The 13,388-nt window shown below is 60.7% G+C and carries 10 protein-coding genes; 6 read left to right on the top strand and 4 right to left on the bottom strand.

Translation table 11 applies throughout. From position 1 onward, the window contains the following. Positions 1–489 precede the first annotated feature (489 nt). The 3 genes from M6D32_RS26680 to M6D32_RS26690 all read left to right on the top strand — a co-directional run bounded on the left by M6D32_RS26680 (position 490) and on the right by M6D32_RS26690 (position 5,062). Positions 490–1,206: a DUF2497 domain-containing protein gene (locus tag M6D32_RS26680; protein ID WP_298262023.1), complete on the top strand. Its 717-nt coding sequence runs from the start codon at positions 490–492 to the stop codon at positions 1,204–1,206. Between the two features lie 216 nt (positions 1,207–1,422). Beyond that, positions 1,423–4,293 carry a valine--tRNA ligase gene (locus tag M6D32_RS26685; protein WP_298262025.1) on the top strand — a complete coding sequence of 957 codons (2,871 nt, stop codon included), beginning with the start codon at positions 1,423–1,425 and terminating at the stop codon, positions 4,291–4,293. Positions 4,294–4,309: 16 nt separating this feature from the next. Continuing rightward, positions 4,310–5,062, top strand: a complete 753-nt coding sequence (locus M6D32_RS26690) for an NAD(P)-dependent oxidoreductase (RefSeq protein ID WP_298262027.1) — start codon at positions 4,310–4,312, stop codon at positions 5,060–5,062. Here the strand turns inward: M6D32_RS26690 and M6D32_RS26695 are convergent. Beyond that, positions 5,038–6,633 (bottom strand): beta-(1-6) glucans synthase, encoded by a 1,596-nt coding sequence (locus tag M6D32_RS26695; RefSeq protein ID WP_366145865.1) that lies wholly within the window; start codon positions 6,631–6,633, stop codon positions 5,038–5,040. The genes M6D32_RS26690 and M6D32_RS26695 overlap by 25 nt on opposite strands. 335 nt (positions 6,634–6,968) lie before the next feature. Here M6D32_RS26695 and M6D32_RS26700 point away from each other — a divergent pair, with 335 nt between their 5' ends. Next, a complete protein-coding gene (locus tag M6D32_RS26700; protein WP_298262029.1) occupies positions 6,969–8,447 on the top strand; it encodes a GH1 family beta-glucosidase in 1,479 nt (492 codons plus the stop codon). Here M6D32_RS26700 and M6D32_RS26705 read toward each other — a convergent pair. Continuing rightward, on the bottom strand, positions 8,425–9,063 hold the full coding sequence (locus tag M6D32_RS26705; RefSeq protein WP_298262031.1) for a DNA-3-methyladenine glycosylase: 639 nt from the start codon (positions 9,061–9,063) through the stop codon (positions 8,425–8,427). The two genes, M6D32_RS26700 and M6D32_RS26705, sit on opposite strands and share 23 nt — an antisense overlap. A 95-nt stretch (positions 9,064–9,158) precedes the next feature. Between M6D32_RS26705 and lipA the strand changes: the two genes are divergently transcribed. Next, on the top strand, positions 9,159–10,118 hold the full coding sequence (gene lipA, locus M6D32_RS26710) for a lipoyl synthase (RefSeq protein ID WP_298262032.1): 960 nt from the start codon (positions 9,159–9,161) through the stop codon (positions 10,116–10,118). A gap of 4 nt (positions 10,119–10,122) precedes the next feature. Further along, on the top strand, positions 10,123–10,578 hold the full coding sequence (locus M6D32_RS26715; protein WP_298262034.1) for an SRPBCC family protein: 456 nt from the start codon (positions 10,123–10,125) through the stop codon (positions 10,576–10,578). A gap of 62 nt (positions 10,579–10,640) precedes the next feature. On the opposite strand, the gene M6D32_RS26720 is transcribed toward M6D32_RS26715, so the two are convergent. Beyond that, positions 10,641–11,669: an N-acetylmuramoyl-L-alanine amidase gene (locus M6D32_RS26720; RefSeq protein ID WP_298262035.1), complete on the bottom strand. Its 1,029-nt coding sequence runs from the start codon at positions 11,667–11,669 to the stop codon at positions 10,641–10,643. A 147-nt stretch (positions 11,670–11,816) separates the two neighbouring features. Next, positions 11,817–12,824, bottom strand: a complete 1,008-nt coding sequence (locus M6D32_RS26725; RefSeq protein WP_298262069.1) for a hypothetical protein — start codon at positions 12,822–12,824, stop codon at positions 11,817–11,819. Between the last annotated feature and the right edge of the window lie 564 nt (positions 12,825–13,388).

The following is a 13,388-nucleotide window of genomic DNA, read 5'->3' on the forward strand; positions in this document are numbered from 1 at the left end:
TTCCTATAGCGTGTTGTCGGCTGTGGGACGGCTGTCGCCGCAGGTCCTCCATCTGCACACCACGACCTACGATCCGAGCGTGCACTACCACCAGGTGCGTGACAGCTGGTTCGGCGTTCGCACGCCGGACGGTCACTGATCTTCGTATCGTTTTGGCACGATCCGGCTCGGCTTGGAGCCAGCCGAGGCTGCTTGCCGCTGCAGCGCCGGTGCGCCAAGGCCGCGCGCCGCGTTGCTTGCAATGATTTGTTGCCCTGACGTAGCGTTCTGTTGAGGCAGAGCGATTCGCGCCGGCGTTTGGAATCTTGGCGGCGAAACGACGGTGCGGCGGCAGGACAAAGGTCTGTGCGATGCGTCGGGCTCCGTTTGTCTGGGGACAAGTAGGGTTGGCGCGGTGAAATTCCGAGCCTCTCCATCCGGAACCAGCAAATACCCGCCTCGCATGGTGTAAAAAGCGCTGCTGATGGCGTTGATGAGGTGGGATCGGAGATGACGCAGCCTGCAAAGGTTCAGGAACCCTCGATGGAGGAGATTCTGGCGTCGATCCGGCGCATCATCGCCGACGATGAGGCCAAGCCGAACGCAGCCGAAAAAGCTCCGCCCGCAAGCGCGCCTGCCGCGCCGCCGCCCGCTGCGGCCAAGCCGCTGGAGAAGCCCGCGCCTGCACCCGCCGCTGCGCCGCCGCCCGCGAAAGCCGCTGCCCTGGCTCCAGCTCCGCCGCCCCCGCCATCGGCGTCCAATAGCCAGGACGATATCGACGCGCTCCTCAACGGCTTGGACGAGGCAACAACCCCGGAGGAAATCCGCCCGGCGCAGACCGAGCCCGAGCCGGATGTTCTGGAACTCACCGACGAGATGGCGCTGCCCGAGCCGCTGCCTCAGCCTTCCTTCAAGAAGATCGAGCCGCCGGACGATCTCGAATTCACCGAAGCGCCTCCCAAGGCGTCGCTGCGCGAACCGATGTTCGATCCGCCGCCAAGCCCGATGGATTCCCCGGCGATCCTGTCGCGTTCCACCGTGTCAGCCGTGGAGTCGGCCTTCAACAGCCTGGCTCATACGGTGCTGAGCAACAATGCGCGGACCCTGGAAGACTTGGTCAAGGAAATGCTGCGGCCGATGCTGAAATCCTGGCTCGATGACAATCTGCCGGGGCTCGTGGAGCGCATCGTCAAGGCCGAAATCGAGCGGGTTTCCCGCGGACGCTGACCTGTTCTGCGTGGATGGCCCGATTGCCGGCCGCCATTAAACCCTAGATCCAGCTTTATCTTCGCATCCGGCCCGGCCGTCGTGGTTGACTTGATGGGCCGGGGCGGCTTTTAAGGGCTTAAATTCCGACATTCGGCTTGCGGCTTTCGAGAACGCTTTCGCAAAGGTCGGAACTCACTCCGCAAGCCACATTCACCTTTCCCGACCGCCACCGACATGATCGAGAAAAACTACCAGCCTGCCGATATCGAAGGACGCATGGCCCGTCTCTGGGAGAACGCCGGCGCGTTTAAAGCCGGGCGGCCCGAGCGGCGCGACGCTACACCGTTCACTATTGTGATCCCGCCACCCAATGTGACGGGATCGCTGCACATGGGGCATGCGCTCAACAACACGTTGCAGGACATCCTCTGCCGCTTCGAGCGGATGCGTGGCCGCGACGTGCTTTGGCAACCCGGCACCGATCACGCCGGCATCGCGACCCAAATGGTGGTCGAGCGGCAGCTGATGGAACGGCAAGAGCCCGGCCGCCGCGACCTCGGCCGCGAAAAATTCCTCGAACGCGTGTGGCAGTGGAAAGCCGAAAGCGGTGGCATCATCGTCAACCAGCTCAAGCGTCTCGGCGCTTCCTGCGACTGGTCGCGCGAGCGCTTCACGATGGACGAGGGGCTGTCTCGGGCCGTCGTGAAAGTGTTCGTGGAGCTGCACCGTCAAGGCCTGATCTACAAAGACAAGCGCCTGGTTAACTGGGACCCAAAGCTACTCACAGCCATTTCCGATCTCGAAGTGCAGCAGATCGAGGTCAAGGGCAGCCTGTGGTATCTGCGCTATCCGATCGAAGGCAGGACATTCAGCCCCGACGATCCCAAAAGCTTCATCGTCGTCGCAACCACGCGGCCTGAAACCATGCTCGGCGACACCGGCGTCGCGGTCCATCCCGACGACGAACGTTACCGAGATCTGGTCGGCAAGCACGTCATCTTGCCGCTGGTTGGACGCCGGATTCCCATTGTCGCCGACGAATATTCCGATCCGGAAAAAGGGTCAGGCGCCGTCAAGATAACCCCTGCGCACGACTTCAACGATTTCGATGTCGGCAGGCGGCACAATCTGAGGCAGATCAGTGTGCTCGACAAGGAAGCCAGTCTGGCGCTCGTCGGCAACGAAGATTACCTGCGCGAATTGCCCGAAGGTTCGGCCGAGCTCGCGGAAGAACTCAACGGTCTCGAGCGTTTCGCCGCGCGCAAGAAAATCGTCGCGCGGATGGAAGACTTCGGCTTCCTGGAGCGGATCGAGCCGAACACGCATATGGTGCCGCATGGCGATCGCTCCGGCGTCGTGATCGAGCCCTATCTGACCGACCAGTGGTACGTCGACGCCAAGACGATGGCGAAGCCTGCGGTGGCCGCCGTTCGCAACGGCACGACGACCTTTGTTCCGGAGAACTGGGAAAAGACCTATTTCGACTGGATGGACAACATCCAGCCATGGTGCGTCTCCCGCCAGCTCTGGTGGGGCCACCAGATCCCGGCCTGGTACGGGCCGGACGGCAAGGTTTTCGTCGCTGAGACGGAAGAAGAAGCCGTCGGCAACGCGCTTGGCTACTATGTCGAGCAGGAAGTCATCACGCCGGAGCAAGGGCGTGAGATGGCGCTCGACCGCAACAAGCGCACAGGCTTCATCACACGCGACGAAGACGTGCTCGACACCTGGTTTTCGTCGGCGCTGTGGCCGTTCTCGACGCTCGGTTGGCCCGACGATACGCCGGAAATGAAGCGCTATTACCCGACCGACGTTCTCGTCACCGGCTTCGACATCATCTTCTTCTGGGTCGCCCGCATGATGATGATGGGCCTCCATTTCATGAAGGAGGCGCCGTTCTCGATCGTCTACATCCACGCCCTCGTCCGTGACGAGAAGGGCGCAAAGATGTCGAAATCGAAGGGCAACGTTATCGACCCACTGCATCTAATCGACGAGTACGGCGCGGATGCGCTGCGCTTCACGCTGTCGGCGATGGCGGCGCAGGGGCGAGACATCAAGCTCGCGGCAAGCCGGGTCGACGGTTATCGAAGTTTTGCGACCAAGCTGTGGAATGCCTGTCGCTTTGCGGAAATGAATGCCTGCGCGACGCTTTCGGATTTCGACCCCACGAAAACGAACCAGACGCTGAACCGCTGGATCGTGCACGAGACGTCGCGCGCAACACGCGAGGTGACCAAAGCCATCGAGGGTTACCGCTTCAATGAGGCGGCGGGCGCGATTTACCGCTTTGTTTGGCACGCTTATTGCGATTGGTACGTCGAACTGGTCAAGCCTGCCTTGATGGGCGAGGAGGGAGACGGCAAAACAGAGACCCGCGCAACCGTGGCGTGGGCGAGGGATGAAATCCTCAAATTGCTCCACCCGTTCATGCCGTTCATCACCGAGGAGCTATGGGCGGTGACAGCCAAGCGCGATGGCTTATTGGCGCTGGCGCCTTGGCCGCGCAAGGCAGGGCTATCGCCGGAGCAGGCGGCGATGATAGTGGCAGCGGTAAGCCCAATCGAACCGGTGCCGGTCTTGGCCTTGCCGGTGATTGACGCGGACGAATTCTCCGATCCGGCCGCCGAGGCCGAAATCGGCTGGGTGGTTGACCTCGTCACCGCCATCCGTTCGTTGCGTGCCGAAATGAACATTCCGCCCGCGACCCTCACGTCACTGGTACTGTCGGGGGCATCCGCCGAAACCAGGGAGCGCGCGCCGCGCTGGAGCGACGCCGTCAAGCGCATGGCGCGCCTGTCCGACATTTCCTTTGCGGACAAGTCGCCAGAAGGTTCGGTGCAACTATTGGTCCGCGGCGAAGTCGCGTCGTTGCCGCTCAAGGGCGTGATCGATTTTTCCGCCGAGAAGGCCCGGCTCGACAAGGAATTGGCCAAAGCCGATGCCGACATCAAGCGGGTCGATGCCAAGCTGGCGAATGAAAAGTTCGTCGCCAACGCGCCTGAGGAAGTGGTCGAGGAAGAAAAAGAAAAGCGCGAGGCGGCGATGGCGCGAAAGGCCAAAATCCTCGAGGCGCTGGAGCGGCTAAAGAGCGCAGCGACCTAACGCCGAAAGCGGCAAGATGAGAATTTTCCTGGCGGGCGCGACGGGCGTGATCGGGCGGCGGCTGGCGCGGCTGTTGCGTGACGCCCGGCTCGAGGTCACCGGCACCACGCGGCATCCGGCCAAAACATCCTGGCTGCAAGCTATCGGCGTCACGCCGGTTGTTGTCGACATATTTGATGCCGATGCGGTGGTGCGAGCTGTCGCAGAGGCGCGGCCCGACGTGGTCATTCATCAGCTCACGGACTTGTCGAACGCACCGGGTACGCCGGGCTATGCAGCCGGACAGGAGGCCAACCGGCGTCTTCGTATCGATGGGACACGCAATCTCGTTCAGGCCGCTGTCGCGGCGGGCGCAGGCCGCATCATCGCCCAGAGCATCGCCTTTGCTTACGCACCTGACGAAGGAAAGCGAGAGGAGAGCGACCCTCTCGATGTGGCGGCCGTGCCGCCACGCCGACTGACGGTTCAGGGTATTGTCGCGCTCGAGCGCGAAGCGTTGCAGACGCCAGGTATTGCCGGGGTGGTGCTCCGCTACGGTTATCTTTATGGACCGGGGACCTGGTACGACGCACCGCCAAAGCCGCCGTCGCTACACGTGGACGCTGCGGCTCATGCCGCACTATTGGCGCTCGACAAAGGCAGCGGCGCTTACAATGTCGCCAAGGAGGATGGCGCGGTATCTTCAGCGAGGGCCATCCGCGAATTGGGATTCGATCCCCACTTCCGGCTGCCAACGCGCCTTGCTCAGGAGCCGGCCGGCTTAGCCTGAACGATCCCTTCCTTGCTGCGGACGCCGTACAGCGACAGGGCCAGCAACATGTAAGCTGCCGAAGTCCACAGCGCTTGCCAGTTCTGAATGCCCTCGATGAAGATGATATAGGCGGCGCTGAACGCGAAAATTGCTGCAAACGACGTCTCGGCGATCGGGCGCGCGCCCGTCCGGCGATTGAGCCAGGCGAGTGTGAGCAGTGGCACCGCCGCCATCGTCACCGATGCAAACGGAAGATCCTGCCAGCGCGGATCGAAGACCGAGCCCAGCGCTGCCCCTGTTGTGATCACGACAATCACCATCTGCACGATCCCAAGAATCAATGTCGGGAACGACTGGGTTCTGCTGCCGCGCGGTCCCATGAGCTCCAGAAATGCGGGCAGTGCGCGGCCCGACATCAAGGCGTTGGCGCACAAGATGGGGGCTGCGGCCGACGCCACCAGCAGCGCGCCCCACCGGAGCCAGCCTCCGAACCCGTAGCTTTCAAACATCATCTTTTCGAACGCAACCCCCAGCAGCACGCCGGCGGCTGTCGCCGAGACGCTGACGGGGATCCACGAGGAAAGCTTCGACTTCCATGGCATGCCCCGCTGCCCGAACCAGGCGGCCGCGAAAATCAGAATTGCAAGGACGATCCCGCTGCCCATCAGCCGCTTCCATTGCGGGTAGTTGCTGATGGGAACGCCGGGCGGAAATTTCAGCGTCTTGTGATCTGCCAGAAACAGGCCCCAGTAACCGCCCACGGTGCCTTCCCAATACCTCTTCCAGGACGCATCAAATGCCTCGATCAGGTTGACGCGGAAATGGTCGCGCTTGGCGACATCACGGATTTCCGAGATCACGCGGGCCTGATTGATCCGTGAGGGAAGGGCGCCTTCGCGCATGCGCCCCATGCTTGGCCAGCCGGTTTCGCCGATCAGCACTTCCTTGCCGGGGAAAGCGGCGGCTACTTGCTTATGTATCGCCGCGACCTTCGCTGCTGCATCTTCAGCCCGCGTCGGGATGTTGTCCCAATAAGGAAGGACATGAATCGTGACGAAATCCACGGCGTCCTGGATATCGCGATAGCGCAGCCAATATTCCCAGGTATCGGCATAAGTCACGGGCACATTGACGCGCGCTTTCACGGTCAGGAGCAGCTCCCGCAAATCCGATGGCGTCATGTCCCCGTGCAGCAGCACCTCATTGCCGACAACGAGCGCGGCGACGGTGTCAGGGTATTTATGAGAAAGTGCAACTGCAGTGTCGATAAGCTTCGCATTCTTGACGCGGTTGTTTCCAATCCAGATTCCGAGGAGAACTTTCAACCCGGTTTGCGAAGCCATTTCAGGTACCTTGTCCAGCCCATTGTCGACGGAATAGGTGCGGACGCAGCGGGATATGCCGGCGACCAGAACCAGATCTTCACGGATCTGCTCCGCGCTCACTTCCAGGTCGGGATCGCGCGGCGATTGGTTGTCCCGGAACGGTGCATAGGAAATGCATTCGAGCTTGGCGTCGGCATCGACAGGCGCGCGCGCCAGCGTGACCGGCTTGGCAAGCCACCACCAAACCGAAGCGATGATCGTCAAGGAGATGAGGAGTAGCGCCAATGGCGCGCGAACGGAAATTGGTTCTATCCTCCGCAAGGCAAGAGCTCTGATTCCGAAGTTCGTCAGTGATCGCAGCACCTCTGATGCCAACTTCGGAATCAAAGGAGCTCTAGCTACTAATGGCTTTTAGTGCGGTTTTGAATTTGAAGTTCCTATAACGAAATCGCAACCAAACCGATAGGAACTTCAAATTCCTCGCACTATCGATTATGGTCCTGCCGTCCGTGCGTTCAGTGGGTCGAACGCAACACCAGGTGGTGATAGCAGCATGTTATCACCAATAAAGGGCGCCCCGTTCAACAACAAGTGACGTGATGCGATTCAAAGGATTTTCCCGGCGGCGGTTTGCTAAAATTGCAGCCTGGTCGGCTCTTGGAATTTCGACCAAACCCGTTCTAGCTGCCGAGGGCGCCGCAAATGCGGCGACCAGATTTTCGAAGAGCGCGCTTTCCAATTTTCCGCACAACTTTCGGTGGGGCACGGCGACATCGGCCTATCAAATCGAGGGGGCGGTCAACGAAGACGGTCGGGGTGCTTCGATCTGGGATCGCTTCGTTCGCCTGAACGATAAAATCATCGATCAAAGCACGGCTGACGTCGCGAACGACCATTATCATCGCTACAAGGAAGATGTTCAGCTCATCAAGAAGCTTGGCGCGAAGGCTTACCGGTTTTCGATCGCCTGGCCGCGCATATTTCCGGAAGGGACCGGAGCGGCCAATCCCAAGGGCCTTGATTTCTACAGCCGACTTGTGGACGAACTGCTGGCCAATGGCATCGAGCCGTTTGCCACGCTGTATCATTGGGATCTTCCGCAAGCGCTTCAGGATCGCCATGGCGGCTGGCAGTCGCGCGACACGTCGAAAGCGTTTGCGGACTACGCGGGATACGTCACCGGGAGCATCAGCGACCGGGTCAAGTCGATCTTCACGATCAACGAATGCGCGAGGCTTGTGCAGGCCGGCTTTGGCATGGGTATCGATGCGCCGGGTCTCAACCTGCCACAGAAGGAAATCAATCAGGTTCGTCACCACGTGGCGCTCGGTCACGGCCTTGCTGTTCAGGCCATCCGTGCGCACGCGCGAAAGGGCACGAGGGTCGGTCCGGCCGAGAACATGGAGATCTGCGTTCCGGCAATCGAGACGCCTGCCAATGTGCGGGCGGCGGAAATCGCGACGCGCGAATTCAATGCCGGCTACCTCACCGCGATCCTCGAAGGTAAATATACCGAAGGTTTCCTGGCCTATGCGGGCGCCAACGCGCCGAAGTTCACGGCGGAAGATCTCAAGGCGATTTCCTCACCGATCGATTTCGTCGGCCTCAACGTCTACATGCCCAACCAATATGTCATCGCCGGCGAAAACGGCGAAGGCTTTTTCCCGCTCCCGTTCGCTGCGACCTATCCCCACATGGATTCGAACTGGCTGAGAATTGGTCCTGAGGCGATGTACTGGGCGCCGCGTCACGTCGCCAAGCTCTGGAATGTGAAGTCGATCTATATCACCGAGAACGGCACGTCCGCGGCGGATCAGGCAGGTGCGGACGGCAAGATTTACGACGTCGATCGCATCATGTACTTGCGCAACTATCTGACACAGCTCCATCGGGCGACTTCGGAAGGGATTCCGGTGCGGGGCTATTTCGTATGGAGCTTGATGGATAACTTCGAATGGTCGGACGGCTACGAGAAGCGGTTCGGGCTTTACCATGTCGACTTCAAGACCCAGCGCCGGACGCCAAAGCTCTCGGCGTCGTTCTATCGCGAGGTCATCAAGCGCAATTTAGTGGTTTGAGCCGCGGGGGTCCCAAATCGGTAAACGGCTTTGAGAGGAACTTGGAGCCTCTCAGACCGTACCGCCAGGGCAGGTCGATCGCCTTGGTGAGTCCGATCCGAATGCCTGTGACGATTTCGGGCTTCGTCTTGCGCGCGTAAAGCTCGATCGGGGGCGCGTCGAGTGGAAGCCCACCATGGGCCTTGGTGATGCCGAGCGCTTCCGTGAGCTTCCCGGGGCCCGAGCAAAGCGAACGCTCATCCTGGAGGCCGCGCCGGCGTCGCATCGCCGCTACGCCGTGGGTCGGTTGCAGCGCCCGGATCAGGACAGCGCTCGCCGATCCCGCTTGTTCGCAGACGAAATTCACGCACCAGTGGATGCCGTAGGAGCGATAGACGTAGGTAAAACCTGGGGGACCGAACATGACGGCGTTGCGCGGCGTCGGTCCCCGGTAGGAATGCGCCGCGGGGTCGGTGTGGTGATAGGCTTCAACCTCCACAATGATCCCGCCGACGCCATCGACCAATAGCGTCGCGCCGATCAGGTCGGGGGCGACCTCGTGGACGCTGCGGTTAAAGAACGCCTTCCGGAGCAATTTGCCGGGTTTCGGAATGGTTCTAGCCGAGTTTTGGAGCATGGCCGGGTAATAGGCGCTAGTGGCGGCCAAATCGAGCGGTTGCGGTTCTTGGTCCACCGGATTAGCTAGATCATTGAGGAAAGTTACGGATTCCCATGGTCGTGATCGTCGATACCGTCTCTGCCACGCCGGTGCGCCCGCGCCACCCGGAAAAGGTGAACCGGCCGGATGCGCTGTCGCCGCCGAAGCCGGACTGGATTCGCGTCCGTGCCCCGACCACGCGCGGATATGCCGATACCCGCAACATCGTGAAGGAAAACGGCCTCGTCACGGTCTGCGAGGAGGCGGGTTGCCCGAACATCGGTGAGTGCTGGGACAAGAAGCACGCCACCTTCATGATCATGGGTGACACCTGTACGAGGGCCTGCGCGTTCTGCAACGTCAAGACGGGCATACCGGGAGCGCTGGACGCCAACGAGCCGGAATACGTGGCCGAGGCCACTTTCAAGCTTGGGCTGAAGCATGTGGTGGTCACCTCCGTCGATCGCGACGACCTTGCCGACGGCGGCGGTGAGCATTTTGCCCGGACCATTCGCGCCATCCGCGCGCGCTGTCCGCAAACCACCATCGAAATTCTCACCCCCGATTTCCTGCGCAAGGATGGCGCGCTCGATGTGGTGGCAGCGGCCAAGCCCGACGTGTTCAACCACAATCTGGAGACAGTGCCGTCGCGGTACCTCAACGTGCGGCCCGGTGCGCGCTATTTCCATTCCATCCGCCTGCTACAACGGGTGAAGGAGATCAATCCGACCATCTTCACCAAATCCGGCATCATGGTGGGGCTGGGCGAAGAGCGCCACGAGGTGTTGCAGGTGATGGACGACCTTCGCTCGGCTGACGTCGACTTTCTCACCATCGGGCAATATCTGCAGCCGACGCGCAAGCATCACGCGGTCATGCGTTATGTGCCGCCGGACGAATTCGCGGGCTATGAGAAGGTCGCGTACACCAAGGGGTTCCTGATGGTGTCGGCGAGCCCGCTGACCCGTTCGTCGCATCACGCAGGCGAAGACTTCGCGAGGCTGCAGGCGGCGCGCGCGGCGATAGCCCGGTAGGGCGATGCCCCGCTTTTCCAACCAACGCCGGGTGCAGCACAAGGCGTCGGAAATGTTCGACCTCGTCGCCGATGTCGATCGCTATCCCGAGTTCGTGCCGCTCTGCCAGTCGCTGAAAGTCCGGCAACGTACGCCAAAGCCTGACGGCACCGAAGTTATCGTGGCCGACATGACGGTGTCCTTCAAGCTCGTGAAAGAGATGTTTACGAGCGAGGTGACGCTCGATCCTGCCAGCCGGAAGATTACCGTTCGCTATCTGCGCGGGCCGTTCTCCAACATGGAAAATCGCTGGACCTTCGAATCCAAGGGCGATGACGCCTGCGACGTCGGTTTCTTCATCACCTATGAATTCAAGAGCCGGATGCTCGCGCTGTTGATGGGATCGGTGTTCGATGCGGCGTTTGCGCGGTTTTCGGCTGCCTTCGAGAAGCGCGCCGACGCGGTGTATGGAAAGGCTTGATGGCGTGGAGTGTGCCTCTGCCGGTGTTCACGGGCCTTCGCCGCCCAAACATTGTCGTCAGGCTAAGGACCAGCGGCAATATCGGGGCCGGCCGATGAGGTCGCTTGCGGGCCACAGAAGTTCTTCACCGCTGACACGACCGCATCGCTGACCATGTCCCGACGTTCGGGTGAGTCCATCTTGAGCTCTTCGTCGCGGTTGATGATCGACCCTGCCTCCAGCAAGACGGCTGGCATGTTGGTCTTTCTCAGCACCACGAGCTGATCGTAGGCATAGACGCCGGCGTCCTTGTCGAGCAGCGGGTGCTGGTAGTGCCCCATGATGGCCATCGTATATTGCCGGGCGTATTGCAGGCCTTTCGCTTTCATTTCCTTGGCTACCAGTTCCGCGAAGACGAGGCTCGTCGTGAACTCCGGGTTGATGTGGGAGACGAAGACGGAATACCCGCCGAAGCGGTCGCTGTAGTGGCTTTTCTGGCCTTCGTATTCCCAATCCTCGAGGAATTTGTTCGGCACGGAATCGTGATGGATCGAAAGAAAGAGATCGGCGTTCAAATCGTTCGCCTCGGCGACCCGTTTGAACAGGCTGGGCTTGGCCTTGCCTTCGGTCACGAGCAGCTTGGTCCCCGCAAAGCCCGTAGCCTTCAATTTCTCAACGATCTGTTGCGCAAGGCGCAGGTTGAAAGAGAACTCGGGCACGTTTCGGGCGCTGGTCGCGCCTTCCGATTCAGCCGTATGCCCCACGTCGACAACAATCCTGAATTTCGCAGGTTTGCAGACCAACGCGCCAGGCCTTAGAGCGGAAGCCGGAAGACTGGTCGGACCGAGCGCGGCCACCTTGACGTGGTGCGGCTTGGGTGAGGTTGCGTGCTTGGTTGCGGCAGCATGCTTTGATGCGGCGTGCGCAGGCGCCTTTTGATGCTTCGACGAGGCCTCGTCGTGCTTTGGTGAGCTAGCTAAGGCGTCCGACAGCCAGTTGGCCCTGCTTGCCCCGATCGGCGCAAGCGCCAACGCCGTCGTCGCGACAAGGACGGCGCAGCCGCGCCAAGTACCAAGGCGTCCGGATACGGCTTTTTGAACTGGCGACGGCAATCCCGGCTTTCCCCCGAATGATCCCCCGTTCGCGCCTTGCGGCAGCACAGCGAACTCTAACGGGGTTTTGGATCAGGCGTTACTGAAATCTATGGCCAGTTCGGCGAGCGGAACAAAAACGGCTTGCGCGCAGTGGCCTGGAGCCCGTTACTTCGTCCTGATCTCGTCAAATTTGCGGCGCGCCTGCTCGAATTTGGCATTGAAGAGCCACATCGCATCGAGAAGTTCCCGATAAGTTGCGGATGTTCTTGCCCGGTCAGCGTGTCCGAACGCGGAGATGCTGTTGTTGCGGAGATATCCCATGACTGTCGGGTCGGAAATCCGGTAGCTGAGCAGGTTGCCTGACTTCAGCGCCGCCCTGGTCGGCGTTGGAACGATTTGCATGAGCTCGAAGAGTTTCATCTGATCGATCGGATCCGGGAGCACTCTCACGATTGCTGCCACTTGCGGGAAAATGTCGGCGTGGGTACTCATCAGTCCGTCGCGCACGGCGGTCCAGTGGTTGAAGCGATGGTCCAGATTGCCGGCCCGCGCCTCTTCCCTGTCGTCGCGAAGGATCAGCGCGGGATCGATAGTAGCGACGCGCTGCTTTATCGCGACCCATCTAGCCCGACCGATTTGGTCTTCGGATGGACCTGTCTGAAAACTTCCCTTGTATTTGTTCGAGCGTGCATTGCCGGCATTTTGAATCCCATCGGTCTCGGCGAAGAAAATCCCGAGGCTGATCCGTCCCGCAATTTGCGCATTCGCCGCATCAAGGCCCTTGGCACGCGCAATCGCCATTCCGAGATCGACGACGTCCTTGAACGGTGTTTCCGATTTTTGCGCGTTGGCGGGGGGCGCATCCAGCACGTCGAAAATTTTGAAGTACTCGTCGAGCAGCGGCTCGCGGTCAGCATCGAAGTATGCCGGCGGGATTGCGAACTTATTTGACCTTCCGATCCTGGACGGGAGAACATCGGTCAGGTCCTTGTACGTGCTGATCATGTCGTTGCGCGCGAGATAGAGCGCTTGTCCCGGCAAGTTCGGCAACGGCTGATTTGAATTGATCTGCGCGTGCCGCTGCCGGAGCACGAGCTCGAATTTGTTGGCCGCGTTGTTGTAGGCCGCAAGGGCCTCGGATTGCTTTTGCGTGAGCGTTCCCTGCTGGCCCATGGCGGGGGACACGAAGCGAAAACCGCCGATAGCGGAAATGTCGAGCGATGCGCCCGCGTTGATGATTGCGTCGTTGACGAGAAACGCCAGGGGCGTGAAGACAAATGCAACACCAAGAGCAGTCCATGACGGAACGGTATGGGCCTTCTTCCCCAAGATAGTCCTCCAAGGTCCGAGGTCGATCGAATGCGGCTCGTCGGATCGTAAACGGGGAATGCGCGGCTTGGCGAGGCGGAACTCAGGGCATGATGGCCGGTGCCACGCCTGTCGGTTCTCAGGTTTAATCCATCAAACCAGCAATACTTCGCATTCCCGCGACGCGATCGACGTCCGGGTTGTTGCTGATGTCACGTCCTCCGAAGGGGAGGGCGCAGGGAATGCCGGATGCGTGGCCCGCACCCATGGCCCCGTGTACGAAAGTAAAAAGTACACGAGCTTCAGTTACCACAGGTCGCGCCATTCAACCGGCATTCCCTGCGCGATGGTTTTACGACTTACTTCGTGATCTCCCCGGGGATCGGGCTTTCTTGCCCCCGTCGCCGACGTGGATCGCGAAAGCATCCT

This window comes from Bradyrhizobium sp., assembly GCF_027307225.1.
Taxonomy (GTDB): Bacteria; Pseudomonadota; Alphaproteobacteria; order Rhizobiales; family Xanthobacteraceae; genus Bradyrhizobium.

Excerpts from the sequence above, each read along its gene's own strand:
- M6D32_RS26725 (WP_298262069.1), bottom strand. The coding sequence starts at position 12,824 with ATGGGCCAGCAGGGAACGCTCACGCAAAAGCAATCCGAGGCCCTTGCG.
- M6D32_RS26690 (WP_298262027.1), top strand. The coding sequence starts at position 4,310 with ATGAGAATTTTCCTGGCGGGCGCGACGGGCGTGATCGGGCGGCGGCTG.
- M6D32_RS26700 (WP_298262029.1), top strand. The coding sequence starts at position 6,969 with ATGCGATTCAAAGGATTTTCCCGGCGGCGGTTTGCTAAAATTGCAGCC.
- M6D32_RS26715 (WP_298262034.1), top strand. The coding sequence starts at position 10,123 with ATGCCCCGCTTTTCCAACCAACGCCGGGTGCAGCACAAGGCGTCGGAA.
- lipA (WP_298262032.1), top strand. The coding sequence starts at position 9,159 with ATGGTCGTGATCGTCGATACCGTCTCTGCCACGCCGGTGCGCCCGCGC.
- M6D32_RS26705 (WP_298262031.1), bottom strand. The coding sequence starts at position 9,063 with ATGCTCCAAAACTCGGCTAGAACCATTCCGAAACCCGGCAAATTGCTC.
- M6D32_RS26685 (WP_298262025.1), top strand. The coding sequence starts at position 1,423 with ATGATCGAGAAAAACTACCAGCCTGCCGATATCGAAGGACGCATGGCC.
- M6D32_RS26680 (WP_298262023.1), top strand. The coding sequence starts at position 490 with ATGACGCAGCCTGCAAAGGTTCAGGAACCCTCGATGGAGGAGATTCTG.